Consider the following 25,708-nt stretch of genomic DNA (forward strand, 5'->3'; position numbering starts at 1 on the left):
CCGCGCGGAAGGCCATGCGGCCATCCTGCTGCAGGCTGAAGGCGATGTCGGGATGCGCCATGGCGAGCCGGCGGACGATCTCCTGCACCGCCAGTTCCTCTGACCGGTCGGATTTGAGGAATTTCAGCCGCGCCGGTACGGTGTAGAAAAGATCGCGCACCTCGATCCGCGTGCCCGGACCGGCCGCAGCAGGCTTCACCGCGCCAACCCTGCCGCCCTCCACCTCGATGCACCAGGCCGTCTCGCTGTCGGCGGTCCGGCTGGTGATGCTGAGCCGCGACACGGCGCCGATGGACGGCAGGGCTTCACCGCGGAAGCCGAGCCAGCGGATATCAAGCAGGTCATCGCCGGGCAGCTTGGATGTCGCATGGCGCTCGACCGCGACCGGCAGCTCCTCCCGGCTCATCCCCCTGCCGTCATCACTGACGCTGATCAGCTGGCGGCCGCCGGCAGAGATGGCGATCTCGATGCGCTTCGCGCCGGCATCGATCGCATTCTCCACCAACTCCTTCACGGCGGAAGCCGGACGCTCGACCACCTCGCCCGCGGCAATGCGGTTGACCAGGGTTTCCGGCAGGCGGCGGATCGTCACGTCTTCATTCCCCCAAGGCTTGGTCTAGCCGCCGAGTCCGACCGGCTGGCCGACGACGACGACGAGCAGGTTCTCCCGGTCCAGCAGGCGCTGCGCCACCCGGCGCACATCCTCGGCCGTCACGGCATTGATCAGTTTCGGATATTGCTCGATGTAATCCGTGCCCAGTCCCGATATCTGCATCGCGACCAGCATGCCGGCGATCGCCGCATTCGACGAGAGCCGCAGCGGGAAGCTGCCGGTCAGATAGGCCTTCGAAGCCGCGAGCTCCTCCGGCGTCAGGCCGTCCCGGACGATGCGGGCAAACTCATCCCGCACCAGCTGCAATGCGGCCCCGACCTGCGCATTGCTGGTCGCCAGCGAGCCCGAGAACAGACCCGCGGCCTTGTAGGGCGTCAGCTGGGTACCGATCGAATAGACCAGGCCGCGCTTCTCTCGCACTTCCTCGAACAGCCGTGACGACATGCTGCCGCCGCCCAGTGCGTTGTTGAGCACGGTCGCCGCATACCAGTCCGGATCGTCGCGCAGCAACCCCGGCGCGCCGAACAGCACGACACTCTGGGGATTGGGAAACTGGATGATCTCCGGCGCGGCCGGCGTCTGCAGGGTTGCCGGGGCCGGCAGCGGCAGCGTCGCCTTGTCCGGCAGGCGACCGAAACTGTCATCGACCAGTTGCGCCAGATAATCCGGCTCGATATCGCCCACGGCGCCGATCAGAAGATTGTCGCGGGCCAGAGCCTGTTTCGTGAATGCGGCGAAATCCGCCGTGGTGATCTTCTCCAGGCTTTCCGGCGTGGGCGCCGAGCGGAGACCATAGGGATGCCCCGGAAACGCGCGGTCTGCAAAGCGCTCGCCGGCCAGGACGTTGGGGTTGGTGCGGCCGCGCTGGTAGCTGACGAGTGCGCGGGCGCGCAGCCGGGCCACCGGTTCCTCGTCGAAGCGCGGCGCCGTCATGGCGAGCCGCAGCAGATCGAAGGCGCGCTCGCTGTGTTCGCTCAGGGTGCGGAGGCCAAGCGTGATGTAGTCGCGGTCGGCGCCGAAGCTGAGCGAGATCGCCTTCTCGCGCATCGCATCCTGGAACTCGTCAGCATTCAGATCGCCCGCGCCTTCGGTCAACAGATCGGTCGTCAGCGCGGCCAGCCCCTCCTTCCCGACCGGATCGCTGGCCGAACCGCCGCGCCAGGCAGCCTGCAATGCGATGATCGGAATGGCGGGTTCGCGCACGAACCAGACCTCGATGCCGCCCGGCGTGCGGATCTTCTCGATCTTTGGCCCGGCAGCGGCAGGACCCGCGACCAGGCTGACGGCGAACAGGATGCAGAGCAGCAGGGCTGGCAGGCGGATCATGCGTCGCATTCCGGGCTCCTCAGCTCTGTTCCTTGGGCAGCAGATAGCCGGTCACCGAGCGCGGCGGATCGAAGACATGCCGCGCGGCGGCGAGAATCTGCTCGCGGGTAACCGCTTCCACCAGCCGCGGCCAGGCTTCGACATCCTCCACGGTCAGCCCGCTGGTCAGCGCGACGCCGAACAGCTGCGCCGCCCCGAACAGGCTGTCGCGGGCAAAGATCGTTTCCGCCTGCAGCACGGATTTCGCCACGCGCAATTCGTCTTCCGTCACGCCCTCAGCCAGCAGCTTGGCGATGATGCCGTCCAGCGCGGCCTCCACCTCTTCCAGCTTGCGGCCGGATTTCGGCGCGATGCCGAAGCCGAAACTGCGCTGGTCGAGCGACAGCGCTTCATACCAGGCGCCCGCCGAAACTGCCGGGCCATCGCCCATCACCAGCCCCTTGTAGAGTCGCCCGGTCGGGCCGTTCAGGATTTCGGCAAGCACCGCAAGCGGCACCGCATGTTCCTTCAGGCTGCTGTTCCGGCTCGGCGCCAGATAGCTCCGGCGCAGGCTCGGCTGCGAGACCCGGGCATCGGTCATCGTCAGCCGTCTTGCGGCGAGCTGCGGTGGCTCCTGCGGCCGCTGACGCAGGGGTACGCTGCGCCGCGGGATCGGGCCGTAGTGTTTCTCGGCCAGCCGGCGCAGTTCATCGGGTGAGACGTCGCCGGCCACGATCAGGATGGCGTTGTTCGGCGCATAATGCGTCCGGTAGAACTCCATGGCATCGGCCAGCGTCAGCCGCGCCAGTTCCTGCGGCCAGCCGATGATCGGCCGGCCGTAGGGATGTGCCAGAAACTGCGCTGCATCGAACTGCTCGGCGAACAGGCCACCGGGAGAATTCTCGGTGCGGCTCATCCGCTCCTGCAGCACGACCTGCAGTTCCGGGACGGCATCCTCCTGGCGCGGGTTCAGATACGCCATGCGCTCGGCTTCCATGCGCATCACGAGGTCGAGCCGGTCGCGCGCGATCGACTGGTAATAGCCGGTGTAATCGGATGAGGTAAAGGCGTTGTCGCGACCGCCCTCCCGGGCAACGATGCGGGAGAACTCACCAGGCGGCACGCTTGGCGTGCCTTTGAACATCAGGTGTTCGAGATAATGCGCGACGCCGGATCGGCCGGGCGGCTCATCGGCGGCGCCGACGCGATACCACACCATGTGATGCACGATCGGCGCGCGGTGATCCTCGATCAGCACCACCTGCAGGCCGTTGGCCAGCGTGAACTGGGTCGGATTGAAGATCTGCGCCCGGGCGGGCCCGCTCCAGCCGGCGGTCGCCGCGACGCCCGCCAGGGTCACAAGCAGGGCCAAGGCGGCGAAAAGCCGGCGTGTCGGCATGGGTCCTCCGTTGCGTTAGCTCCGTAACGTCGGGCCGTGCGGGACAGGCGATCAGAAAATGCCTTCCAGCGGTCCGCGCTCGCGGCGCTTGATCGTCGGCACGTTGCCGGCCGTGACCGGCTTGCCGGTGGCGGCGTTCTCACGCAGGCGCTGCGCTTCCTTCACCGGGTCCACCGCAACGCCGGGCGGCTCCGGCTGCTGCCAGAACACCAGGCGATCGACGAAGGACTGATCGCGTTCGGCCAGCTGGGTGAATTCGTCGTTCACCTTGCGGCGGATATCGGGATCGGTATTCGTCGCCCCCGCCTGCTGCAGCAGGGCCGCCTCGCCGGCCGAGCGTGCCGAGGATGTGGGGCCGCCGGCCTGCTGTGTCAATCCACCCGAACCGGGCCGGCCGCCGAGCGCCGCCTGGGCCCGGTCGCGCGCCTGGATTTCCTGGGGCCGCGGGGCGCCCGGCTGGGGCGGCCGCAGGCCGAATTCCGGCGGCAGCACCAGCGGTGCCCTGGTCACGACGGCAAATTCGTCGGGCGATTTCTTGTTCAGCCCCATCGCCTCGCGGGCGCTGTCGCAGCCGCTGACGGCCAGCGGCAGCAACAGAAGCGCCGGTATGGCAAGATGCTGTATGGAGAGGCGTCGGCCGGTGCGCGTCGGTCGACTCATGGACCCAACCCTCATTGCTTCGGAGAGCCGGATTTTACCCCTTCGGGACGGTCCGGCACAAGGGTGGCGCCGGCCCGTCAGGCCGCGGTAACCAGGTGGGCCGGCAGGTGCATCGTCACCCGCGTTCCCTGCCCCTCCTCGCTGTCGATCTCCAGCGAACCGCCATGCAATTCCATAAATTTCCGGCTGATTGCCAGGCCGAGCCCGGTCCCCTCGCTGGCGCGCCGGATGCTCGGATCGCCCTGCCAGAAGGGCTCGAAAACGCGCGGCAGGAACTCGCGGGGAATGCCGATGCCGGTATCGCTGACCTCGATGATGACCGACCCGTCCGCGGCACGGCAGCCGCCGATTCGCACCTGCCCGCCGGCCGGGGTGAACTTGATCGCGTTGGACAGCAGATTGAGCAGCACCTGTTTGATCGCCCGCGCATCGACTTCTACCTTCGGCAGGTCGGCCGGAAGATCCGCAGACAGCGCGATCTGCGCCTCGCGGGCGCGGCCCTTCACGATGACCAGGCAATCCGCGACGATGTCAGGCAGCTTCGCCTCGCCGAGGCTGAGCTCGTAGCGACCGGCCTCGATCTTGGACATGTCGAGGATGTCATTGATGACATGCAGCAGGTGCCGCGCGCTGGAGGCGATGTCGGCGGCATAGTCGAAATATTTCTCCGACGAGTCACCCCAGAGCCGCAGGCCGATGACCTCGGCAAAGCCGATCACCGCATTCAGCGGCGTGCGCAGCTCGTGGCTCATGTTGGCGAGGAATTCCGACTTGGCGCGGTTGGCGGCGACGGCATGCTCGCGCTCCCGCGCGTAGGATTCCGCCAGGCGCTCCAGGTCCTCGGCCTGGCGGCGCAGCCGCAGATTCGCCTCGTCGAGTTCCTGCTCGGCACGCTTGCGCTCGGTGATGTCGAGCGCCACCGAGAGGATGCCTGTGATGCGGCCCGCGGAATCGCGCAGCGGCACCTTGCTTTTCAGCTCGGCACGCAGCCGTCCGCCGGCAAGGTGATAGACCTGCTCGCGGTTCAGCACCGCCTGCCCGGTTTCCAGCAGCTCGCGTTCCAGCTCGGCCATGCTGGCGGTGAACGGCGCGCGGGACGCGTCCGCGATACCCTTCAGCGGCAGTTCATCGAGCCGGCGGCCGATCAGGCTGGCCTCGTCCACGCCGAGGACGGAGAAGACGGTGCGGTTGGCAAGAATGTAGCGCCCTTGCGGATCCTTGACGCTGATCGGCGCCGGCAGCGCGTCGATCACCGTGCGCAGCAGGTCCCGGCTCTGCTCCGCCGCCATCGCCATGGTCATGGCGGCGGTGATGTCCGTGCCGGCGCCGCGATAGCCGCGGAATTCGCCGGCATCGTCGAAGACCGGAACGCCGCTCAGGCTGTAATGCCGTTCCCCCGCATCGGAGCCAACCCGGAAGCGGAAGTCGCGGAACGGCCGGCGGGCCGCGAGCGCGGCGCGATGCTCCTGCCAGTTCGCCTCCGCGGCCGTTTCCGGGGCCTGCAGCAGGCGCTCGTATTCGTTCTCCGGCGACAGCAGCGCCGGGTAGGAGGAGTAGGTCAGCCGGTGTTCAGCGTCGCGCTCCCAGAACCAGTCCGAGGCGGCATTGGCGAAATCGCGGAACCGCGCTTCCGATTCCTCGCGCTGGCGCACCTCGCGGTGCCGTTCGGCGAGATGCGCCGCCCCGGCGGCGAGGATCGCATTGATCTGGTCGGCCAGCAGGCCGAATTCGTCATTCCGGTGCCGGTGCGGCACCTGAATTCTGCTGGCCTCGGGACGCAGCGGATTGGCCCGCCCGACCTGCGCGATCAGCCCCAGCAGCGGCCGGGTCAGCGTGTAGTAGAAGACCACCGCAAGGATCAGTGCCAGCACGACGTTGCGCACCAGGCCGGTTATGAATACCACCCAGAAGCGGTCGGTGATGCGGTGCGCGAGCAGCATGCCGTCCAGCACCACGCGGATTTCGCCGACCGGTTCGCGGTCGCGCGGCCCGAAGAGCGGCTTTACCAGCAGCTCGTCATGCGTCGGCAGCAGCGAGGTGAAAAGCGGCGCCCCGGCCTCGTATCGCGACCGCTCCTCGGCGGCCATGCGGCGGCCGTAATTGTCGTAGATCTCCGCGCGCCAGATCGGCTGGTACAGCAGCAGGCCGCTGACCACGCTCGCCGCGAGCTGCTCGTCCAGGGCATAGGCCGCCTGCGCCGCCGGCTCGGTCAGCATGCTCATGACCTGCTCGACCGTCGTGTCGCGCTGGTTCAGTTCGTTGCGGATGTCAAAGAAGAGCTGGACGCAGCTGGATACGAGCCCGACCGCCAGGGCCGCGATCAGGGTGACCTTGACCTGGCGGGTTGAAAGCCGCTGCCGTACCGGCAGCCCATTCGGGATCGGTCTGGACGGCTGCGGAGCCGTCATCGCGATGCCCGGCCGGGTATCGCATCAAGCGCAGTTCTGCACCCGGCGGAAACCACCTGTCGCCCCCAATGTTCGGGCAGCCTTATGCCGCCGATCCATTCTCTGCCGCGATGGTGCCACCATTGGGTTTCCCGAGCAACCAGTCCGTGCAAAACCGCCTGACGTCCGGTTGTGGTTTTCGCCTGCCTGCCCGCGGTGGTTCAGGCGTCCCGGGAGGGCCGGAGACCATCAAGCAGCAGCAGGCCGACGCCTACGACAATGGCACTGTCGGCCAGGTTGAAGGCCGGCCAGTGCCAGCCGAAGGCGTGCAGGTCGACGAAGTCGAACACGGCGCCGAAGCGGAGCCGGTCGATGATGTTGCCGATGGCGCCGCCGATGATGCCGCCCAGCGCCACCGCCACAAGCCGGTTGTGCGCCCGCCACAGCCAGATCGAAAGCCAGACCAGCACCGCCGCCGCCACGCCGACAAGCGTCCAGCTGCGCACCGCGCTGTCCTCCTGGAACAGGCCGAAGCTGACGCCGGTATTCCAGACCTGCACGAGGTTGAAGAACGGAGCCACGTATATGACCGGCGGCGAATGCTGGGCGACCAGATCGAGGAAAAACATCTTGCTGAGCTGATCGCCCAGCAGGATGACGGCCGCGACAGCGACGCCCGTTCCGGCCAATCCGCGGCGGGTCATGCGGCGGCGACCACCGCTTCGCTGCAGCGCCGGCAGAGCCTGTCATGGGAATGCTCGACCTCCGGCAGAACCTGCCAGCAGCGCTCGCATTTCACCCCGCCGGCCGGTTGCGGGACCACGGCAACGTTCTTCACCTCGTCGATGCGGAAAGCTTCGGCCGGGCCTTCGCCCTCGCGCAGGGTGATGCCCGACGTGATGCAGATCTCGGCGAAGTCGATATCCGCCAGCGCCGCGAGATCCTCGGCCGATGCATAGACGACCGGATGCGCCTGCAGGCTGGCGCCGATGCGTTTCTCGGCGCGTTCGATCTCCAGCGCGCCGGTGACCACGCGGCGGACGCGGCGCACCCGCTCCCATTTGGCGCCCAGCGCCGGGTCGAGCCAGGTTTCCGGCAGCCTGTCCCAGAGCTCGCGATGCACGCTGCCGTCCTCGGAGGGATAGCGCGTCAGCCAGGCCTCTTCCGCCGTGTAGCAGATGATCGGCGCCAGCCATTTCACCAGGCAGTTGAACAGATGGTCCAGCACCGTGCGTGCCGCGCGGCGGCGGATGCTGCCCGGCGGGTCGCAGTAGAGCGCGTCCTTGCGGATATCGAAATAGAAGCCCGAGAGATCGACGGCGCAGAAATTGTACAGCGCCACGTACATGCGATGGAAATCGTATTCCTCGCAGCTCTCGCGCACCACCGTGCCCAGCTCGGCAAGGCGGTGCAGCACCCAGCGCTCGAGCTCGGGCATCTCCTCATGCGGCAGCCGCTCGCTCTCCTGGAAGCCGGCGAGGTTTCCGAGCAGATAGCGCAGCGTGTTGCGCAGCCGGCGATAGGCATCCACCTGGGCCTGGATGATCTTCGGCCCGACGCTGAGGTCGTCGTTGTAATTGGCCGAGGCGACCCAGAGGCGCAGGATGTCGGCGCCCGACTGCTTGATGACGTCCTGCGGCTCGACCGAATTGCCGAGCGACTTGGACATCTTGCGGCCCTTCTCGTCGAGGATGAAACCGTGGGTCAGCACGGCATCATAGGGCGCGCGGCCGCGGGTGCCGCAGCTTTCCAGCAGCGAGGAATGGAACCAGCCGCGATGCTGGTCCGAGCCTTCGAGATAGAGCGAGGCCGGCCATTTCAGGTCGGGCCGCTGCTCCAGCACGAAGCTGTGGGTGGAACCGGAATCGAACCAGACATCGAGAATGTCGGTCACCATCTTCCAGTCGTCCGGATTGTACTTGTCGCCGAGGAAATCCGCAGGCCTGGCGGTGAACCAGGCATCGGCGCCAGCCTTCATGCAGGCCTGCACGATGCGCTCGTTGACCTCCTCGTCGCGCAGCAGCTCGCCGGTTTCCTTGTGCTCGAACACGGCGATCGGCACGCCCCAGGCGCGTTGCCGGCTGATCACCCAGTCGGGACGCTGCTCGATCATCGAGTAGAGCCGGTTGCGGCCCTGCGGCGGATAGAAGGCCGTCGCATCGATGGCCGCCAGCGCCTTCTTGCGCAGGTCGTTGGTGGTCATCGAGATGAACCACTGCGGCGTGTTGCGGAAGATCAGCGGCGCCTTCGACCGCCACGAATGCGGATACTGGTGCCGCAGGCGCCCCCTGCCCAGCAGGCCGCCGGCCTCGGTCAGCGCGGCAATCACGCGGCTGTTGGCATCGCCTTCCTTGCCGGCATCATCGAACACGCGGGCCGGCTTGTCGCCGCCGAAGAGCGGCACGTGTCGGAAATAGCTGCCATCGGCATCGACGGTGTGCGGCACCTCGATGCCGTTGGCGGTGCCGAGATTGTAGTCGTCGGCGCCATGGCCGGGCGCAATGTGCACGAAGCCGGTTCCGGCATCCAGCGTCACGAAATCGCCGAACAGCACCGGCACATCATACTCATAGCCCTTGCCGCGCAGCGGATGGGCGCAGAGCGTACCGGCCAGATCGGCGCCCTTGATCGTCGCGACCAGACTGTGCGCCTCGATGGCGCAGGCCCGGGTGACGCTTTCGACCAGATCGGCCGCGACCACCACCTCGTCGCCGGCCTTCGCCAGCGACTTCTCGCCGACGGCGTCGACGCGGAGGCGCACATATTCTGCATCCCTGGCCGCCGCGATGGCCCGGTTGCCCGGCATGGTCCAGGGCGTGGTGGTCCAGATCACGATGCTGGCGCCTTCGACCCCCTTCGTCGAAGCCTTCACCACCGGGAACTTCACGAAGATCGTATGCGAGGTGTGCTCGTGATACTCGACCTCGGCTTCCGCCAGGGCCGTGCGCTCGACGATCGACCACATCACCGGCTTGGAACCCTTGAACAGGCCACCGTTCATCAGGAATTTGTGGATCTCGCGCACGATCTGGGCTTCGGCCGCGAAGCTCATCGTCGTGTACGGATTCTTCCAGTCGCCGATCACGCCGAGCCGCTTGAACTCCTCGCGCTGCACGCCGATCCAGTAGTCGGCGAACTCGCGGCATTCCTTGCGGAACTCGTCGATCGGCACGTCATCCTTGTTCTTGCCGGCGGCGCGGTATTTCTCCTCGATCTTCCATTCGATCGGCAGGCCGTGGCAGTCCCAGCCCGGCACGTAATTGGCGTCATAGCCCATCATCTGCCGCGAGCGGTTGATGGTGTCCTTGAGGATCTTGTTCAGCGCATGGCCGAGATGGAGGTTGCCGTTGGCATAGGGTGGGCCGTCATGCAGGATGAATTTCTCGCGGCCCTTCGAATCCTCGCGCAGCTTCTCGTACAGGCCGATCCGCTCCCAGCGGGCGAGGATCTCCGGCTCCTTGGCCGGCAGTCCGGCCTTCATCGGAAACTCGGTGGTCGGGAGGAAAACCGTGTCGCGGTAGTCTTTGCTCATTGTCAGCTCTGGCTCTGATCGGCATCGCGCCGAGACGGCGCCGGCGGCGCAAAATCTGGAAAATCTAGGAAAACCCGGGCCTTAAAGAAGGACCGGGCCGCTAATTCGCGCCCGCCGGATGGCCAGGATTATGGCGAATTGCCCAAGCATGGCGATGATTTAGCATCCCGGCCCGGGGGCTGTCGAGGCGGGTGCGGCGACGGGTCTCCAGACAAACCCCTCTCTCGCGGAGTGGAGAAGGACTTACGACGCCAGCAGCCGCTTCGCCGCGATGACGTCCTCGGCCATCTTCGCCTTCAGCGCCTCGACATCGGTAAACTTCTCCTCCGGCCGGATGAAGCCGTGGAATTCAACCCGCATCGACCGGCCGTAGAGGTCGCCCGCGAAGTCGAACAGGAAGACTTCGAGCTTCACCGTGGTCTGGTCGAAGGTGGGCCGGATGCCGAGGCTGGCCACGCCATCGCGGGTCTCCCCGTCGACGACGGCCCGCACGGCATAGATGCCGAATTTCGGGACCTGGAAATCGCCCAGGGCGACATTCGCGGTCGGGAAACCCAGCTCCCGGCCACGCTTGTCGCCATGCTCGACAGCCCCGACGATTTCCCAGGGCCGGCCGAGAATGCGGTTGGCGCCGGCAATATCGCCCGCCTCCAGCAGCCGGCGCACGCGCGTCGAGGAATAGGCCTCGCCGTCGCCCTGCGGGGCGATCACCGTGACGCCGATGCCATGCTTCGCGCCGAGCGTACGCAGCATGTCGGTATTGCCGGCCCGGGCCTTGCCGAAGGTGAAATCGAAACCGACCACGACATGGCTCAGGCCAAGATCGCGGGCGAGAATATGATCGACGAAGTCCTGCGGCGACTGCGCCGCGAGCGCGGCGTCGAAGGGCATGGCGAGCACGATGGCGACGCCGAGTTCCTCCAGGATGCGCACCTTGGTTTCCAGCGCATCCAGCCGGAACGGCGGTGCCTCCGGCATGAAGAAACGGCGCGGATGCGGTTCGAAGGTCATCACCGCAAGCGGCCTGCCCAGCTCGGCGGCCTTCGTCTTCGCCGCCGCGATCAGCGCGCGGTGCCCGAGATGAACGCCGTCAAAATTGCCGATCGCGGCAACTGCGCCCCGGGACGAAGCCGGCAGGCTTGTACTGGACCGCAGCAGACGCATGACAGCCTTACTTCGCCTTGCGGCTGACCATCAGGATGGCCTCACCGTCGATCACCACCGTATCGCCGACGCGGCATTCGCAGGCGAATTTCACCCGGCGCTTCGCCGTGTCGATCTCGGTGATCGTCACGGCAGCCACCACCGTGTCGCCGATGCGCACCGGCGCCTTGAAGCGGAGGTCCTGCGACACATAGATGCAGCCCGGCCCCGGCAGCCTGGTGCCGAACACCGTGCTGAGCAGGCTGGCGCCCAGCATGCCGTGGGCGATGCGGCCCTTGAACGGCGACGCGGCGGCGAAGGCCTCGTCCATATGCACGGGATTGGTGTCGCCGGAGACATTGGCAAAGGCAACGATATCGGCTTCGCTGACCGTCTTGCTGTAACTCTCCGACATGCCGATCTGCAGGTCTTCGAGATAATGGCCGTGCAGAGCCTGATATGTCATGCAGCTGTCTCCGGGTTGACGCCTCTGCGAGGCGCGGCGACTATACGGGCCGGTGCCGATTCCGGGCAAGCTTCACCCCTTCCGATAAATGGCTGAAATCAGACCGCTGGACGCTTTTTCCGCCGCCGATCGTCGCGGCATCCGTTACGTTCTCTGCGATATCGACGACACGCTGACCAGCCATGGCCGTCTCACGGCGGCCGCCTATGCCGCGCTGGAACGGCTGCAGCAGGCCGGTTTCATCGTGGTGCCGATCACCGGCCGCCCGGCCGGCTGGTGCGACCTGATCGCGCGTTTCTGGCCGGTGGATGCCATCGTCGGCGAGAATGGCGCGCTCTACATGCAGTATGACCGCGAGGCGCGCATCATGCGCCGCCGCTTCTTCCAGAGCGACGCCGAGCGACGCATGGCGCGCGAGAAGCTGGCCGCTCTTTCGGAAAGAATCCTGCGCGAAGTGCCCGGCACGGCGCTCGCCTCCGACCAGCAGTATCGCGAATGCGACCTCGCCATCGATTTCTGCGAGGACGTTCCGCCGCTGCCGCGCTCCGACATCGATCGCATCGTCGCGCTGTTCGAGGCCGCCGGGGCGACGGCGAAAGTCAGTTCCATCCATGTCAACGGCTGGTTCGGCGACTGGGACAAGCTCAGCATGACGCGCGTGCTGTTCGCAGAGCGCTTCGACGCCGATCTGGATGCAGTGCGCGACAGCGTCGTCTTTGCCGGCGACAGCCCGAATGACGCGCCGATGTTCGGCTATTTCCCGCACAGCGTGGGCGTCGCCAACGTACGCCCCTTCCTGGATCGCATCGCGACCCCCCCGGCCTACGTGACCCCTTCGGAAGGCGGCGCGGGCTTCGTCGAGCTGGCCGACGCGCTGATCGACGTTAAAAACTGAAGGCTACGCCGCCCGCGCCAGCTTCGGCGCGCCGAACAGCAGGCCCTGACCGAGCGGGAAGCCCAGGTCGCTCAGCCTGATCAGATCGGCTTCCGACTCCACCTTGGCCAGCACCGGCGTCAGGCCCTGCCGCGTGCAGGCCTCGCGCAGGTCGTCGATGTTCAGCGCGGCATTCGCCACCCAGTCCGGATCGCAGAGCAGGTTCGCATCGAATTTCAGGAAGCGGACGCCCGCCTTGGCGAGACCGGTGAAATCGAGATCGAGGCGGTCGATGCCGTCGACCGAAATGGCATAGCCCAGTGCGGCGAGGCGGCTGAGCCGGTACAGGCCGCCGCGATCCAGCCGACGGACGCCGGAGAGCGCGAATTCCAGCACGATGTTGCCGGCACGCTCGCGCTCGCGCTGCAGGAATTCGTAGAGCGGGTTGAAGGTTTCCGGCTTCTCCAGCATCGCGGCGCTGAGATTGAGGAAGAAGCCTGCATCGCGGGCGCGGCTTTCCAGCCTGCGCACCAGCTGGACGCTGCGCAGCAGCATCAGGGCATCGAATTCCGCCCGCAGGCCGGCGGCGTCGAGCGCCTCCAGGCATTCGGCGGCCTGGTAGGCGCGGCCGGACGCATCGCGCGGCCGGGCCAGCAGTTCGAAATAGCGGATGCGCCACTGCGGCAGGCTGACCACCGGCTGCACATGCAGCTCGACCCGGTTGTTGTTCAGGGCGTCGCGGACGGCCTCAAGCAGGGTGCCGTCATCGGCCGGCTCGGGCATCGGCTGTATCGCGGGCCGGGAAGCCGCCAGCTGTGGCTCGGCCGCCGGCTCTGCATCCGGTTGCACCGGCGTGCCGCGGACCAGCGCCAGTTCCTCCGACAGGCCCTCGATCTCGCCGATCAGGCGCTTCTGCACGGCATGGCGCAGCCAGCGTTCGCGGATGCTCCAGAAAGCCAGCAGCAGAACCAGGGCGATGACGCCCGGGTGCTGGCCGGCGAGGCCCGGCACCAGGCGCGTCAGGCTGACGCCGAGCACCAGCGCCACCAGCGACAGGGCGGCAAAGGTAAGCAATCCCGGCAAGCTGATCATCGGCGCCCCCGCACGGTTCCGGCCACGCATAAGTGAGTGGCCGGGATTCATGGCCACGCTATAGTTAAGCGGATCAGCGTTAACGGAGGGTGAAGGATGCGGCAGTTCTGGACGCGGCGCGTGATGCTGGCGGGCCTGGCCGCGCTGCCTGCCCTTCCCGCTTTCGCCACCGCGGCGAGGAAAAGGACCGGCATGAGCGCCCATGATTTCGACTTCACCGCCATCGACGGCAAGCCGCTGCCGATGAAGCAGTTCCGCGGCAAGGCCGTGCTGCTGGTCAACACCGCCTCGCAATGCGGCTTCACCCCGCAATATGCCGACCTGCAGAAGCTGTGGAGCGACTACCGGAACAAGGGCCTGGTGGTGCTTGGCGTGCCGTCGAACGATTTCGGCGGCCAGGAGCCCGGTTCGGCCGAGCAGATCAGGGAATTCTGCGAGGTCAATTTCGACGTCGACTTCCCGCTCACCGAGAAGCAGAAGGTGCTCGGGCAGGACGCGCATCCCTTCTACCGCTGGGTCGCCGCCGAGCTGGGCGAGGATGCCCTGCCGAAATGGAATTTCCACAAATACCTGATCGCACCGGACGGCAGCCTCGCCGAGGTGTTCTCCAGCCGCGTGAAGCCGACCGACCCCAAAGTGATCCAGGCGGTCGAGGCTGCGCTGAAGGCGGCGAAACCGGCCTGAGCAGTATCCCGCCGGCACATGACCGCCGGCGGCTTTCGTTTTATGGTCGGCAGCGTCCCCGATCAGTACCGGAGCTGCCGCGTGACCATCGAAAACGGAAACCAGCTCGACCTGCTGCGCCGGGTCGGGAGCGTTGTCGCCGCCACCTGCCGCCTGATGGGCAGCCGGCTGGAACCGGGCATGACCACCAGGGAACTGGACGGGATCGGCCGCGCCGCGCTCGAGAAGGAAGGCTGCCGCCCGGCCCCGGAACTCATGTACGGCTTTCCCGGCGCCACCTGCATCAGCATCAACCATGCGGTCGCCCATGGCATTCCGGACGACACGCCGATCCGGGCCGGCGACATGGTCAACATCGACGTTTCCGCCGAATGTGACGGTGTTTTTGCCGATACCGGCGCGCAGTTCGCCGAGGAGACCGATGACGGCTGGACGCTCGCGACCGAGCCGGACATCCTGACGGCGCAGTACGAGCATACCCTGGTGGTGACGCGGCGCGGGCCGATCGTGGTCACGGTCTGACACGCACGCCGTGAACTACCGCCACGCCTTCCATGCCGGCAATTTCGGCGACGTGCTCAAGCATGTCGTGCTGCTGGAGCTGCTTGCCGCGCTGCATCGCAAGCCGAGTCCGGTGCATCTGATCGACAGCCATGCCGGCATCGGCCTCTACGACCTCACCGCGTCGGAGGCGCAGCGCGGCGGGGAATACCGGCTGGGCGTGGGCGCCGTGCTGGCCGACGCGGCGGCCGAACGCATCCTGCCCGGCTATCTCGCGGCGCTGAAACGGCTCAATCCCGACCTTGCCCCGGGCGGCAGCGGCCTGCTGCGCTATCCCGGCTCGCCCTGGCTGCTGAAGCAGGCATTGCGCAGCGAGGCCGACCGGCTGACGCTCTGCGAGCTGCATCCGGAAGACGCCGCCCTGCTGAAGCGCAACTTGGGCCGCGATGCGCGGGTGCATATTCACCACCGCGACGGCTACGAGGCCCTGCGCGCGCTGACCCCGCCGACGCCGCGCCGCGGCCTGGCGCTGATCGATCCCGCCTACGAGGCGAAGGACGAATTCGCGACTCTGTCGAAAACCGTGGTGGCGGCGCATAGACGCTGGAGCACCGGGCAGCTCGCGATCTGGTATCCGATCAAGGAGCAGAAGGCGGTCGACCGCTGGAAGGCGGAACTCGCCGGCGGGCTCGGCGCGGAAACCGTCGCCGTCGAGCTCACCGTCCGCTCCGCCGGCGACGCGAGGCAGATGAACGGCAGCGGGCTCGTGCTGGTCAACCCGCCCTGGCAGATCGGCGAGACGCTGGCGCCGATGCTGGATTTCCTGAAGACCCGGCTCGCCCGCGACAGCGGCGCCGGGGTTAGGATCGAGACCCTGGTCGGGGGCTAATCCCCTAGTGAATCGTCCCGGACGGCGGCGTCAGGTCGTCGTCGTCATCCTCGTCGATGTCGTCATCGTCGTCCTCGTCCGGCTCCGGGTCGTCGTTGCTGGCGCCGCCCTGCGGCGGGGTCGCCACCGGACCGGCCTGGTGATGGCTCAGCTTCCAGCCGCGGCCCTCGCGGACGAAGATGTTGCTCGCCACCAGATACTGGTCCTCGACCTTCTCGAAACAGATCACCATGGCGACGTCGCCCCACAGCGTCACCTTCGGCGCCATCATCTGCAAAGCCGGCTGGGCCGGATTGGCGAGGATGCGCCGCCAGCCCTCCAGCACGGCGTCGCGGCCGACCAGCGGCGGCCAGCCCGGATGGATGCAGCAGATCGGCGCCGCCTTGGCCCAGATCGCCTCCATCGCCCCGGCATCGCGGGTGGCGAAGGCGTGGTAGAAGGCGGCATTCGCCTCGAGGAGAGCGGATTCGTCGTCGGGGGGCGGTGTCGGCATGGCATCACTCTAAGCCGCGGCCCTGCCCGCGCCTAGGGTTTTGCGCCGATTGCCGCGCTTGCCCGCAGCCGGCACGACTTGAACAAAAACCGGCGCGATGCTTGTCTGCCGCCATGTCGACATCCGCCTATCTCTACTCCGTCCTGATGGTCTGCACCGGCAACATCTGCCGTTCGCCGACCGCTGACGGCCTGCTGCGCCACGAACTGGCGAAGGCCGGCCTGGCCGACCGGGTGCTGGTCGATTCCGCCGGAACCCATGACTACCATATCGGCGATCCGCCCGACCCGCGCAGCTGCGCCACGGCGAAGGCCTATGGCGTCGACCTGACCCACCTGCGCGCCCGCCAGATCGTGCGCGAGGATTTCGAGCGCTTCGACCTGATCCTCGCCATGGATGACGGCCATCTGGCGCTGCTCCGGCGCCGCAGCCCGCCGCATCACCGCGACAAGGTGAAGCTCTATCTCGACTACGCGCCCCATTTCGGCCGCATCGTGCCCGATCCCTATTACGGCGGGCCGGACGGCTTCGAGACGGTGTACCGGATGTGCGAGGCGGTGACGGCGGCACTGGTCGCCGATATCCGCCGCCGGCTCGCCCTGCCGGTCGCCGGCATGTCCGGAAATTAACTTTCGGCCGGACCGCCCCGCACCTATCTGAGAGACCTTCCGACAGCTTCCGGTTTCGTCATGCGTATCCTTGCCTTTGCCCTGACTGTCCCGCCACTCATCGCCGCCCTCCTCGTCGCAGTCCTGATTGCCACCGCCATGCCCGCACCGGCCTCGCAGCCGGGCGCCGCCGCCCGCGAGCGGGCGGCACGGATCGAGGAATGCATGCGCGAGATGCGCGGCGGCCTGAAGGCCGGCCAGCAGATGACCCAGGGCCAGCGCCGGATGGCCGAAGAGCTGTGCCGTGCCCGCGTCGAAGCCGCGACCCAGAGCCGCCGCTGACACCGTCCCGCCCACCGGCGATTGCAGCGCCGCGGGCTTCCTCTTGGCAAACGTCTGCTGAGTCCCCGCCCGTTTCCGGCTAGACTGGCCGCCAGCCGCCAGCATAGGCGGCACGAATAACGGGACGGGGGATCCATGCTTTCATCCATGCCGGCCGCCTTCTGCGCGGCCCTGCTTGTCGGCCTGTCCGCCGCTCCGGTCCTGGCCGACGGCGCCGGGCCGAAGAAGACGCTCGGCGAGCTGATCGCAGCCTGCATGCGCGACATGGAAAAGACCCGCACCGGCGGCCATGGCCTCACGCCGCAGCAGCGCATGATCGCCGAGGCGCAATGCCGCGCCAAAGCAGAGGCCGAAATGGCGAAGGGCTGATCGCCTAGCCGAGCGCCGCAGGCCTGGGTCCGCCGGTGGCCCAGTCGAGCAGCTCCACCGTATGCAGCACCGGGATCGGCCGGCCGCCGTCGCGTGCCAGCCCGCCGCCGATCTGCACCAGGCAGCCGATATTGCCGGCCGCCACCGCATCGGCGCCGGTGCTGCGGATATTCTCCACCTTGCGGTCGCGGAGCTGCGTGGCGAGTTCCGGCTGCAGCAGATTGTAGGTGCCGGCCGAGCCGCAGCACAGATGGGCCTCGGGCACGTCGCGCACGGCGAAGCCCGCCTCCGCCAGCAGCTGCTTCGGCAGCGCCGTGATCTTCTGGCCATGCTGCAGCGAGCAGGCGGAATGATAGGCGACTGTGAGCTTCTCCGCCGCACCGGTCGGCTTCAGCTGCAGCTCGCGGAGCACCTCCGTCACGTCCTTCGCCAGTCCGGCAACGATTGCCGCCCGGGCCGACCATTGCGGATCGCTGCGCAGCATGAAGCCGTAATCCTTCACCGTCGTGCCGCAGCCCGACGCGTTGATCACCACCGCGTCGAGACCCTCGCCCTCGTATTCGCGATGCCAGGCGGCGATGTTGGCTTTCGCCTTGGCCAGCGCGTCATCCTCGCGGCCCATGTGATGGGTCAGCGCGCCGCAGCAGCCGGCGCCTTCGGCCACGACCACCTCGCAGCCATGGCGCGTCAGCAGCCGGATCGTGGCCTCGTTGATCTTCGGATCGAGCACCTTCTGGGCGCAGCCGGTCATCAGCGCCACCCGCATGCGCCGCGATCCCTCCGCCCTGAAAACCTGCGGGCGGTCCGTCGCGGAGGCTCTCGGCAGGCGTTTCGGCGCCATCGCCACCATGCCCTTCAGCCGGGCCGGCAGCAGGAACCGGAAGGGCCGGCCGAGCTGCGCCGCGCGCAGCGACCAGCGGAAGAGTTTCGGATCGGGCAGCACGCGGGCCAGCAGGCGGCGGAGGATGCGGTCGAAGAACGGGCGCCGGTAGGTCTCCTCGATATAGGCGCGCGCGTGATCCACCAGATGCATGTAATGCACGCTGCTCGGGCAGGTGGTCATGCAGGACAGGCAGGACAGGCAGCGGTCGACATGCCGCACGGTATCCTCGTCGGCCGGCCGGCCGCTCTCCAGCATCTGCTTGATCAGGTAGATGCGCCCGCGCGGACTGTCGCGCTCATCGCCCAGCAGCACGTAGGTCGGACAGGTCGCGGTGCAGAAGCCGCAATGCACGCATTTGCGCAGGATCTCGTTCGACGCCTGGATCGCCGGATCGGCCAGCTGCGCGAGGGTGAAGCTGGTCTGCATGTCACGCCCCCGCCGCCATTCTGCCCGGATTGAGGATGTTCATCGGATCGAAGCTTTCCTTCACGCGGCGCGAAAGGGCTGCGAGGGCGTCCGGCTGCGGCTGGAAGACCGGCACGGCGGCGCGGACCGCCTGCGGTGCGCGGATCAGCGTGGCATGGCCGCCGCCCGCCTGTGCCACCGCCCGGCGCACCAGTTCGGCACCGGCGTCTTCGTGCGGGTAAAGCATCAGCCAGACGAGACCACCGGCCCAGTCGTAGAAGAACTGCGCTTCCGGCGCCTCGCGGGCGATCGCCGCGGTCACCTGATGTCCCGCCATCGGCGCCACCGAGATGCGCCAGAGCGGATTGTCCTGCGGCAGCACGAAGCAGGCGGCGTCGCGGATCTCGCGCCACAGCCAGGAGGAGTTCATCGAATGCAGTTCCTCCAGCGCGCCGTAATCCTTCAGCAGGTCGCGGATCGCCTCGCAGCGCGCCTTCACGGAAACATCCGTGCCCTCGATGCGGATGGCGGTCACACTCATGCCCGATTTGGCCACATAGGCCACGCCTGACTGCGCCGCCACCGGCGCCGGCAGATGCGCGAGGCCGGAGACTTCATAGGGCGACTGCGCCGCCGCCGACAAAGCCTGCGCGGCGGATTCATCGGAGAGACCGAAGACGAGGACCGTGCGGGTCTTCTCCGGCGCCGGCAGCACCTTCACGGTGATCTCGGTCAGCGCGGCGAGCGTGCCGTAGGCGCCGCAGACAAGCTTGGGCAGGTCGTAGCCGGTGACGTTCTTCACCACCTTGCCGCCGGCGCGGAAGATCTCGCCGCGGCCCGACACCGCCGTGAAGCCGAGCAGATGGTCGCGCGCGGCGCCCGCCTTGAAGCGCCGCGGCCCGGCGAGATTGCAGGAGACCGCGCCGCCCATGGTGCCGCGATGGCTCGGACCGCCCCAGAGCGGACCGAGATCGGGGGGCTCGAAGGCGAGCATCTGGTTGCTGCCCGCCAGCAGCTTCTCGATGTCGGAGACCAGTGAGCCGGGCCGCAGGGTGAGCGTCAGTTCGGCCGGCTCGTAGTCCAGCACGCCATGCAGGCGGCTCATGTCCAGCCCGTAGGCCGTCTGAACCGGATGGCCGAGCTGCGCCTTGCTGCGATGGCCGTGCAGGTCGAGCGGCTTGCCTTCCGCCGCCGCCCAGCGGATCGCGTCCACCACATCGGTGGTGCCGGCAGGGAGGAAGGTTTCAGACATATGAGATGTCCCGCGAAAAAAGGAGCTCGTGGATGCCCGGGCCAAGCCCGGGCATGACAAAGAAAAGGGATGATCGCAAAACCAGGTTGTCATGGCCGGGCCTGCCCCGGCCATCCACGTCCTTCTTCTGGGCCACCACGCACATCGCTCAGAACCTCGGCAGATCGGGAAAGGCGATCTGGCCCCTGCGCACATGCATGCGGCCGAGTTCGGCGCAGCGGTGCAGCACGGGGAAGACCTTGCCGGGATTGAGGCGGTGGTTCGGATCGAAGGCGCATTTGACGCGCTGCTGCTGCGCCAGGTCGTCCTCGGAGAACATCGCCGGCATCAGGTCGCGTTTTTCCACGCCGACGCCATGCTCGCCGGTCAGAACGCCGCCGACCTCGACGCAGAGGCGCAGGATGTCGGCGCCGAATTCCTCCGCCCTCTCCAGCTCGCCCGGATTGTTCGCGTCATAGAGAATGAGCGGATGCAGGTTGCCGTCGCCGGCATGGAAGACATTGGCGACGCGCAGGCCATGCTTCGCCGACAGCTCGGTCATCCGGTTCAGCACCAGCGGCAGGGTCTTGCGCGGGATCGTGCCGTCCATGCAGAGATAGTCGGGCGAGATGCGGCCCACGGCGGGAAACGCCGCCTTGCGTCCGGCCCAGAAATTCAGCCGCTCCTCCTCGCTCTGCGACACGCGCAGGTATACCGAGCCGCAGGCTTCGGCGATCGCCTGCACGCGGGCGAGCAGGTCGTCGACCTCCACGCCCGGGCCGTCCAGCTCGATGATCAGCAGGGCCTCGACGTCGCGCGGATAGCCGGCATGGACGAAATCCTCGGCCGCATGGATCGCCGGCCGGTCCATCATCTCCATGCCGCCCGGAATGATGCCGGCGGCGATGACCTTCGCCACGCAGTCGCCGGCGGATTCGGACGACGGAAACCCGGCCAGCAGCGCGCGCTGCGTGGCCGGCTTGGGCAGGATGCGGACGGTGACCTCGGTGATCACGCCGAGCAGGCCTTCCGAGCCGCAGATCAGCCCGAGCAGATCATAGCCCTCCGCGTCCAGATGCTTGCCGCCGAGACGGATGATCTCGCCGTTCATCAGCACCATCTCGACGCCGAGGATGTTGTTCGTCGTCAGGCCGTATTTCAGGCAGTGCACGCCGCCGGAATTCTCCGCCACGTTGCCACCGATGGTACAGGCGATCTGGCTGGAGGGATCGGGCGCGTAATAGAAACCGCGATGCTCCACCGCGCGGGTAATGCCGAGATTGGTCACGCCCGGCTGCACCACGGCGCAGCGGTTCTCCCAGTCGATCTCCAGCACCCTGTTGAACTTGCCCATGCCCAGCAGCACGCCGTCGGCCAGCGGCAGGGCGCCGCCCGACAGCGAGGTGCCGGCGCCGCGCGGCACGACCTTCACGCCGCGTTCGTTGCACAGCTTCAGCACCTCGGAGACCTGCTGCGTGTCGGAGGGCAGCACGGCGACCAGCGGCAGCTGGCGGTAGGCGGTCAGCCCGTCGCATTCGAAAGCCTTCAGGCTGGTCTCGTCGGCGATCACCCCCTCGCCCGGCACGATGCGGCGCAGGGCAGCAATCAGATCGACACGCTGGGCGACGATTTCCGGTTCCGGTGCGGGCATCAGCATGGGGTCAGCCTTTCCTCACGGCCCTGTCGTGGCGCATTGCCGCCTGGCGGATATGGTCGCGGGCGGCACGCGCCGCCGTCTCGCCGTCGCCGGCCGCGATGGCATCCAGCAGGCACGCATGTTCCGCCTGCGCCGCCGCGGCCGAGCCGGCATGCACGGCATCGGCCTGCCAGGTAACGGCGCGGGTGGCGGAGAAATGCTGCGCCAGGAAGGCGGCGAACTGGGCGAGATAGGGATTGTGGGCCGCCGCCGCGATGGCGGCATGGAAGGCGTCGTCGGCGCCCGAGCCATCCCGTCCCTCCTGCAGGGCCTGCTGCATCTCCTCCCAGGCGCTGCGGATCGCGGCGAGGTCGGCATCGCTGCGGCGCCGGGCGGCCAGTTCCGCCATGCCGGCCTCGACGATGGCACGCAGCTCGAAGATATGCGGCAGCTCGGACTCCGGGATGCTGCCCGGCGCGGCGCCATGGGCGCCGATGCGGAAACTGGCCAGTCCCGGCCGGGCGGCGACGAAGGCGCCGGAGCCCTGGCGGGTTTCGACGAAGCCGTCGGTCTTGAGCCGGGCGATGGCCTCGCGCACCACGGCACGGCTGACATCGAAGCGTTCGACCAGCTGCTTCTCGGTCGGCAGCCGGGCGCCGGGCGGAAATTCGCCACCGGCAATGGCGGCCGCCAGCTTGCCGGCGAGGACATTGCCCAAGCCGGAGGGCCGCGCCAGCGGCGAGGAGGATTTTGGATCCGGAAGCATCACCGCAATTTGTCTGACAACCTGACAACCCGCAAGTCAAAACAGAATGGGATTGACGTCATCAGACGTACATGATATGTTCCGTATTGTCAATAGGGAAACTGCCGGTGACGACAGAAGCCCTCACGGCAGCAAGGCGTAACGCGGGATAAGGAGAAATAAGCCCGTTTAAGCAAAAATAAGCAGGGATAACGCCGGCCGAGAGCGTCGCAGGAAAAAGTAGGCGCAAACAGACTCCGATAAGCCGGATTGCCGCTGCCCTGTCGCTGCTACGGTCTGCGGCTCCCCGAAACGACAAAGGCCCGGCAGCTTGCGCGGCCGGGCCTTCGTAAACCGAAAACGCGTAAGGGCTTAGCCCTGACGCGCCTTGAAGCGCGGGTTGGTCTTGTTGATCACATAGACCCGGCCCTTGCGACGGATGACACGGCAATCCCGATGGCGGGTCTTGGCCGATTTGAGCGAGTTGACGACCTTCATGATACCTGACCTTTGCAATGCCGCGGGCCGGCCCGCGGCGGTAACAAAAAACCGGGCGCGCGTGCCTTGCGGCGCCCGGCCGGAAAATCGGGCCGGACCATACCGGCGGGGTCCCGGCCTGTCAACCGGAAACCCCTGCCCGTCCGGGCAGATTCAGGCGGCCGCCGCCTCCAGGGTCGGGACGCCGCGGGCGAACAGCCGGTTCACGTCGATCAGCGCCACCATGCGATCCTCATGGGTGGCCAGCGCGCTGAGGAAGGTGTGTTCGGCATCGGTCGCCGTGGCCGGCACGGGCTGCAGCGAGTCGGCGCCCAGCGCCAGGATGTCGGAGACGGTATCGACCAGCAGGCCGACCGATTCCGAGCCGATCTCGACGACGATGACGACATTGGCGCTGGTCGCCTGGGTGACCTCGCCGCCCAGCCGGACGCGCAGGTCGAAAATCGGAACCACGGCGCCGCGCAGGTTGATCACGCCGCGCACGAAGGACGGCGTGTTGGGCAGCGGGGTAACCTCGGTCCAGGCGCGGATCTCGCGCACGGTCAGCAGATCGAGGCCGTAATACTGGTCGTCGATGGTGAAGGTCAGCACTTCCTGGCCGCTGGCGGCCTGCAGAGCGGTGGCAGCGGGTGCGGTCTGGGAATTGGTGACGGTGGCCGGAATGGACATGGCGCTCACACTTTCTGTTGCGATGACGAACCGGAAATTCTGGCCGGCCCGTTGCGCCGTCCCTGGTGACGGTGGACGGCGCAAGCCCGGTGGGTCGGGATACTGTGGTCTGACGCGGTTCCTTCGTTCCCCCGGCAGCGTGCGTAACATGCGCGCTGCTTCAGAAACCGCCATTATTTTGTCGCAAAGATCGGCGGCGCCTGCAACGGAAATCGCAGGCTGGCCAAAAGGTTACCGGATCTTAACCTCCGCCACCAAGGTTTGTGGACAACTCACAGGACGAGCTCAATCAGTTGTGGCCCCGGCTCTGCCAGGGCGGCCCGGAAGGCCTTCGCGAAATCGCCCATGTCGTCGACCCGGCGGCCGCCGACCCCGTGTCCCTTCGCCAGAGCAACCCAGTCAGGGTCGGGACGGTCGAGGGTCAGCATGTCGATGGCGCGCGGCCCCGGATTGGCGGCGCCGACATTGGCCAGCTCGTTGCGCAGGATCGCGTAGGAGCGATTGGCAAAGACCACCATGGTGATGTCCAGCTTCTCGCGCGCCATGGTCCAGAGCGCCTGCAGCGTATAGAAGGCGCTGCCGTCGCCGGTGAGCGCCACCACCTTGCGGTCCGGACAGGCGAGCGCGCAGCCGACCGCGACCGGGAACGAGAAACCGATCGAGCCGCCCATGTTGTTCAGCCAGTCATGGGGAGCGGAAGCCGCTGCGGCCGCGAAGATGCCGCGCCCCGAGGTGACCGATTCATCCACGACGATGGCCTGCTCGGGCAGCAGGGCCGCAATCGCCGCCGCCACCTTGTCCGGCGTCGGCGTGCCGTCGGGCAGCGCGGGCAGCGGCGGCTGCGCCGCGGGCGCCACGCTCTTCGGCGCGCCGACCGCATCGGCCAGCCGCTCCAGCGCGTCGATCACGTCATCGTCGATGGAGGCGACCGCCGTCGTGTTGCAGCCCTGCGGCAGCAGCAGGCTCGGCTTGCCGGGATAGGCGAAGAAGGCCACCGGCGTGCGGCCGCCCACCAGCACCAGCTCGCGCACGTCCTTCAGATAGGCCAGCGCCTGGTCGACGACGAAGGGAATGCGGCCCACCTGCGGCAGTCCGCCGCCGCGCTCCATGCGCGCGCTGTAGCCGGAATTCGACAGCCGGCAGCCGGTGGCGGCGGCGATCCGCGCCGCCAGTTCCAGGCCTCGGCGCAGCAGCCCGACGCCGCCCAGCATCAGCATGCCGTTGGCGCCGGCGGCCTTCAGCGCCTGCGCGGCGGCCTGTATGGCGGCATCATCCGCCTTCTTCCGTGCCGGCGGCGCGATCGCGGCAGCCGGTCCGTCCGCATCGGTCCAGGCCGTGTCGGCTGGCAGGATCAGGCTGGCGATCTGGCCGGCGCCGGTGCGCGCAGCGGCAACGGCCTCGGCGCCGAGTTTTGCGGCTTCGGTCGCCGTCTTCGCAGTGCCGATCCAGTGCGACACCGGCCGCGCGATGCCGGCGATATCGGCGGTCAGCGGCGCGTCATACTGCAGGTGATGGGTGGCATGCTCGCCGATCACGTTGACGATGCCGGAACTGGCCTTGCGTGCGTTGTGCAGGTTGGCGACGCCATTGGCGAGGCCCGGCCCGAGATGCAGCAGGGTCGCGGCCGGCTTCCCCGCCATGCGCCAGTAACCATCGGCCGCGCCCGTCACCACGCCTTCGAACAGGCCGAGCACGCAGCGCACACCGGGCACGTGGTCCAGCGCGGCGACGAAATGCATCTCCGATGTGCCGGGATTGGCAAAACAGACATTCACGTCCGACGCGAGCAGCGTGCGGACCAGACTCTCGGCCCCGTTCATCGGCGATGTTCCTCCTGCTGATTATCCGCCGATCAAACCAGATCGGCGGCGATCCCAGCAACCCGTTCGCCGATCGGAGGCGTCAGAATTCCTGCCAGTCGTCGTCGTCCGCCGTCATCGCGGGAACCGGTGCCGGCTTCGGAGCCGCAGCCGGCGCGGGTTGCGCGGCAGACTTTGCGACAGGCTTCGCGGCGGGCCGCGCCGTCGGGGCCGGCGCCGGCGGCGGCGCAGCCGGACGCTTCTCGGCGGCGGGAATCCTGGGCGCTTCGGTGCCTGTCTTGAAGAAGGCAACGAGCTCCGCCAGTTCATTCGCCTGGTTGGAGAGCGCCTGGGCCGACGCGGAGGTCTGCTCCACCAGCGCGCCGTTGCGCTGGGTCATCTCGTCCATGCTGCCCACGGCGGTGTTCACCTGGTCGAGGCCGGTGGCCTGCTCCCTGCTCGCCGCCGCGATCTCGGCGACGATG

At 67.6% G+C, this 25,708-nt stretch carries 25 protein-coding genes and 1 pseudogene; 7 read left to right on the forward strand and 19 right to left on the reverse strand.

The annotated features are described in order from the left end of the window. From mutL to VKZ87_RS04945, 9 genes are all read right to left on the reverse strand, one after another. The coding region (mutL, locus tag VKZ87_RS04905; protein ID WP_324220134.1) for a DNA mismatch repair endonuclease MutL at nucleotides 1–592 on the reverse strand (592 nt) is incomplete at its 3' end. A gap of 24 nt (nucleotides 593–616) precedes the next feature. Further along, the gene (locus tag VKZ87_RS04910) at nucleotides 617–1,948 is read right to left on the reverse strand and encodes a pitrilysin family protein (protein WP_324220135.1); all 1,332 of its coding nucleotides are present in this window, start codon (nucleotides 1,946–1,948) and stop codon (nucleotides 617–619) included. Nucleotides 1,949–1,958: 10 nt separating this feature from the next. Then, complete coding sequence (locus tag VKZ87_RS04915; RefSeq protein WP_324220136.1) at nucleotides 1,959–3,317, reverse strand: pitrilysin family protein; 1,359 nt, start codon at nucleotides 3,315–3,317, stop codon at nucleotides 1,959–1,961. A gap of 51 nt (nucleotides 3,318–3,368) precedes the next feature. Continuing rightward, on the reverse strand, nucleotides 3,369–3,977 hold the full coding sequence (locus VKZ87_RS04920; RefSeq protein WP_324220137.1) for a DUF3035 domain-containing protein: 609 nt from the start codon (nucleotides 3,975–3,977) through the stop codon (nucleotides 3,369–3,371). A 77-nt stretch (nucleotides 3,978–4,054) separates the two neighbouring features. After that, nucleotides 4,055–6,385: a PAS domain-containing sensor histidine kinase gene (locus VKZ87_RS04925; protein ID WP_324220138.1), complete on the reverse strand. Its 2,331-nt coding sequence runs from the start codon at nucleotides 6,383–6,385 to the stop codon at nucleotides 4,055–4,057. A gap of 200 nt (nucleotides 6,386–6,585) precedes the next feature. Continuing rightward, nucleotides 6,586–7,068, reverse strand: coding sequence for a signal peptidase II (gene lspA, locus VKZ87_RS04930; RefSeq protein WP_324220139.1), 483 nt, complete (start codon nucleotides 7,066–7,068; stop codon nucleotides 6,586–6,588). Further along, nucleotides 7,065–9,896 (reverse strand): isoleucine--tRNA ligase, encoded by a 2,832-nt coding sequence (gene ileS, locus VKZ87_RS04935; RefSeq protein WP_324220140.1) that lies wholly within the window; start codon nucleotides 9,894–9,896, stop codon nucleotides 7,065–7,067. Before ileS ends, lspA begins: the two co-directional genes overlap by 4 nt. 243 nt (nucleotides 9,897–10,139) lie before the next feature. Continuing rightward, nucleotides 10,140–11,060, reverse strand: coding sequence for a bifunctional riboflavin kinase/FAD synthetase (locus tag VKZ87_RS04940; protein ID WP_324220141.1), 921 nt, complete (start codon nucleotides 11,058–11,060; stop codon nucleotides 10,140–10,142). A 7-nt stretch (nucleotides 11,061–11,067) separates the two neighbouring features. Next, nucleotides 11,068–11,505, reverse strand: a complete 438-nt coding sequence (locus VKZ87_RS04945; RefSeq protein ID WP_324220142.1) for a MaoC family dehydratase — start codon at nucleotides 11,503–11,505, stop codon at nucleotides 11,068–11,070. 88 nt (nucleotides 11,506–11,593) lie between these two features. On the opposite strand from VKZ87_RS04945, the gene VKZ87_RS04950 reads away from it, so the two are divergent. Then, nucleotides 11,594–12,400, forward strand: a complete 807-nt coding sequence (locus tag VKZ87_RS04950) for an HAD-IIB family hydrolase (RefSeq protein WP_324220143.1) — start codon at nucleotides 11,594–11,596, stop codon at nucleotides 12,398–12,400. Between the two features lie 3 nt (nucleotides 12,401–12,403). On the opposite strand, the gene VKZ87_RS04955 is transcribed toward VKZ87_RS04950, so the two are convergent. Further along, nucleotides 12,404–13,471 carry an EAL domain-containing protein gene (locus VKZ87_RS04955; protein WP_324220144.1) on the reverse strand — a complete coding sequence of 356 codons (1,068 nt, stop codon included), beginning with the start codon at nucleotides 13,469–13,471 and terminating at the stop codon, nucleotides 12,404–12,406. Between the two features lie 96 nt (nucleotides 13,472–13,567). Here VKZ87_RS04955 and VKZ87_RS04960 point away from each other — a divergent pair, with 96 nt between their 5' ends. From VKZ87_RS04960 to VKZ87_RS04970, 3 genes are all read left to right on the forward strand, one after another. After that, nucleotides 13,568–14,155, forward strand: a complete 588-nt coding sequence (locus tag VKZ87_RS04960) for a glutathione peroxidase (protein ID WP_414655627.1) — start codon at nucleotides 13,568–13,570, stop codon at nucleotides 14,153–14,155. 81 nt (nucleotides 14,156–14,236) lie between these two features. Then, complete coding sequence (locus VKZ87_RS04965) at nucleotides 14,237–14,677, forward strand: M24 family metallopeptidase (RefSeq protein WP_324220145.1); 441 nt, start codon at nucleotides 14,237–14,239, stop codon at nucleotides 14,675–14,677. Nucleotides 14,678–14,687: 10 nt separating this feature from the next. Next, a complete protein-coding gene (locus VKZ87_RS04970; protein ID WP_324220146.1) occupies nucleotides 14,688–15,545 on the forward strand; it encodes a 23S rRNA (adenine(2030)-N(6))-methyltransferase RlmJ in 858 nt (285 codons plus the stop codon). A gap of 4 nt (nucleotides 15,546–15,549) precedes the next feature. Here the strand turns inward: VKZ87_RS04970 and VKZ87_RS04975 are convergent, their stop codons facing one another. Next, nucleotides 15,550–16,038 (reverse strand): nuclear transport factor 2 family protein, encoded by a 489-nt coding sequence (locus VKZ87_RS04975; RefSeq protein WP_324220147.1) that lies wholly within the window; start codon nucleotides 16,036–16,038, stop codon nucleotides 15,550–15,552. A gap of 113 nt (nucleotides 16,039–16,151) precedes the next feature. On the opposite strand from VKZ87_RS04975, the gene VKZ87_RS04980 reads away from it, so the two are divergent. From VKZ87_RS04980 to VKZ87_RS04990, 3 genes are all read left to right on the forward strand, one after another. Further along, nucleotides 16,152–16,667, forward strand: coding sequence for a low molecular weight protein-tyrosine-phosphatase (locus VKZ87_RS04980; protein ID WP_324220148.1), 516 nt, complete (start codon nucleotides 16,152–16,154; stop codon nucleotides 16,665–16,667). A 60-nt stretch (nucleotides 16,668–16,727) separates the two neighbouring features. Beyond that, nucleotides 16,728–16,988, forward strand: coding sequence for a hypothetical protein (locus tag VKZ87_RS04985; protein ID WP_324220149.1), 261 nt, complete (start codon nucleotides 16,728–16,730; stop codon nucleotides 16,986–16,988). A 135-nt stretch (nucleotides 16,989–17,123) separates the two neighbouring features. Next, nucleotides 17,124–17,357: a hypothetical protein gene (locus VKZ87_RS04990; protein ID WP_324220150.1), complete on the forward strand. Its 234-nt coding sequence runs from the start codon at nucleotides 17,124–17,126 to the stop codon at nucleotides 17,355–17,357. Between the two features lie 4 nt (nucleotides 17,358–17,361). Here the strand turns inward: VKZ87_RS04990 and glcF are convergent, their stop codons facing one another. The 8 genes and pseudogenes from glcF to VKZ87_RS05030 all read right to left on the reverse strand — a co-directional run. Then, complete coding sequence (glcF, locus tag VKZ87_RS04995; RefSeq protein ID WP_324220151.1) at nucleotides 17,362–18,666, reverse strand: glycolate oxidase subunit GlcF; 1,305 nt, start codon at nucleotides 18,664–18,666, stop codon at nucleotides 17,362–17,364. A 1-nt stretch (nucleotide 18,667) separates the two neighbouring features. Next, nucleotides 18,668–19,897: a glycolate oxidase subunit GlcE gene (glcE, locus tag VKZ87_RS05000; RefSeq protein WP_324220152.1), complete on the reverse strand. Its 1,230-nt coding sequence runs from the start codon at nucleotides 19,895–19,897 to the stop codon at nucleotides 18,668–18,670. A 148-nt stretch (nucleotides 19,898–20,045) separates the two neighbouring features. Next, nucleotides 20,046–21,533 carry an FAD-linked oxidase C-terminal domain-containing protein gene (locus VKZ87_RS05005; protein WP_324220153.1) on the reverse strand — a complete coding sequence of 496 codons (1,488 nt, stop codon included), beginning with the start codon at nucleotides 21,531–21,533 and terminating at the stop codon, nucleotides 20,046–20,048. A gap of 4 nt (nucleotides 21,534–21,537) precedes the next feature. Then, nucleotides 21,538–22,278, reverse strand: a complete 741-nt coding sequence (locus tag VKZ87_RS05010; protein ID WP_324220154.1) for a FadR/GntR family transcriptional regulator — start codon at nucleotides 22,276–22,278, stop codon at nucleotides 21,538–21,540. A 351-nt stretch (nucleotides 22,279–22,629) separates the two neighbouring features. Further along, on the reverse strand, nucleotides 22,630–22,755 hold the full coding sequence (gene ykgO, locus VKZ87_RS05015; RefSeq protein ID WP_324220155.1) for a type B 50S ribosomal protein L36: 126 nt from the start codon (nucleotides 22,753–22,755) through the stop codon (nucleotides 22,630–22,632). A gap of 153 nt (nucleotides 22,756–22,908) precedes the next feature. Then, nucleotides 22,909–23,424: a chemotaxis protein CheW gene (locus VKZ87_RS05020; protein WP_324220156.1), complete on the reverse strand. Its 516-nt coding sequence runs from the start codon at nucleotides 23,422–23,424 to the stop codon at nucleotides 22,909–22,911. Between the two features lie 272 nt (nucleotides 23,425–23,696). Further along, nucleotides 23,697–25,244, reverse strand: coding sequence for an acetolactate synthase large subunit (locus tag VKZ87_RS05025; RefSeq protein WP_324220157.1), 1,548 nt, complete (start codon nucleotides 25,242–25,244; stop codon nucleotides 23,697–23,699). 82 nt (nucleotides 25,245–25,326) lie between these two features. Further along, a pseudogene (locus VKZ87_RS05030) lies at nucleotides 25,327–25,708 on the reverse strand (methyl-accepting chemotaxis protein); the annotation flags it as partial.

Origin of the sequence: Ferrovibrio sp. (assembly GCF_035304305.1) — a bacterium.
In the GTDB taxonomy this organism is placed as follows: Bacteria; Pseudomonadota; Alphaproteobacteria; order Ferrovibrionales; family Ferrovibrionaceae; genus Ferrovibrio.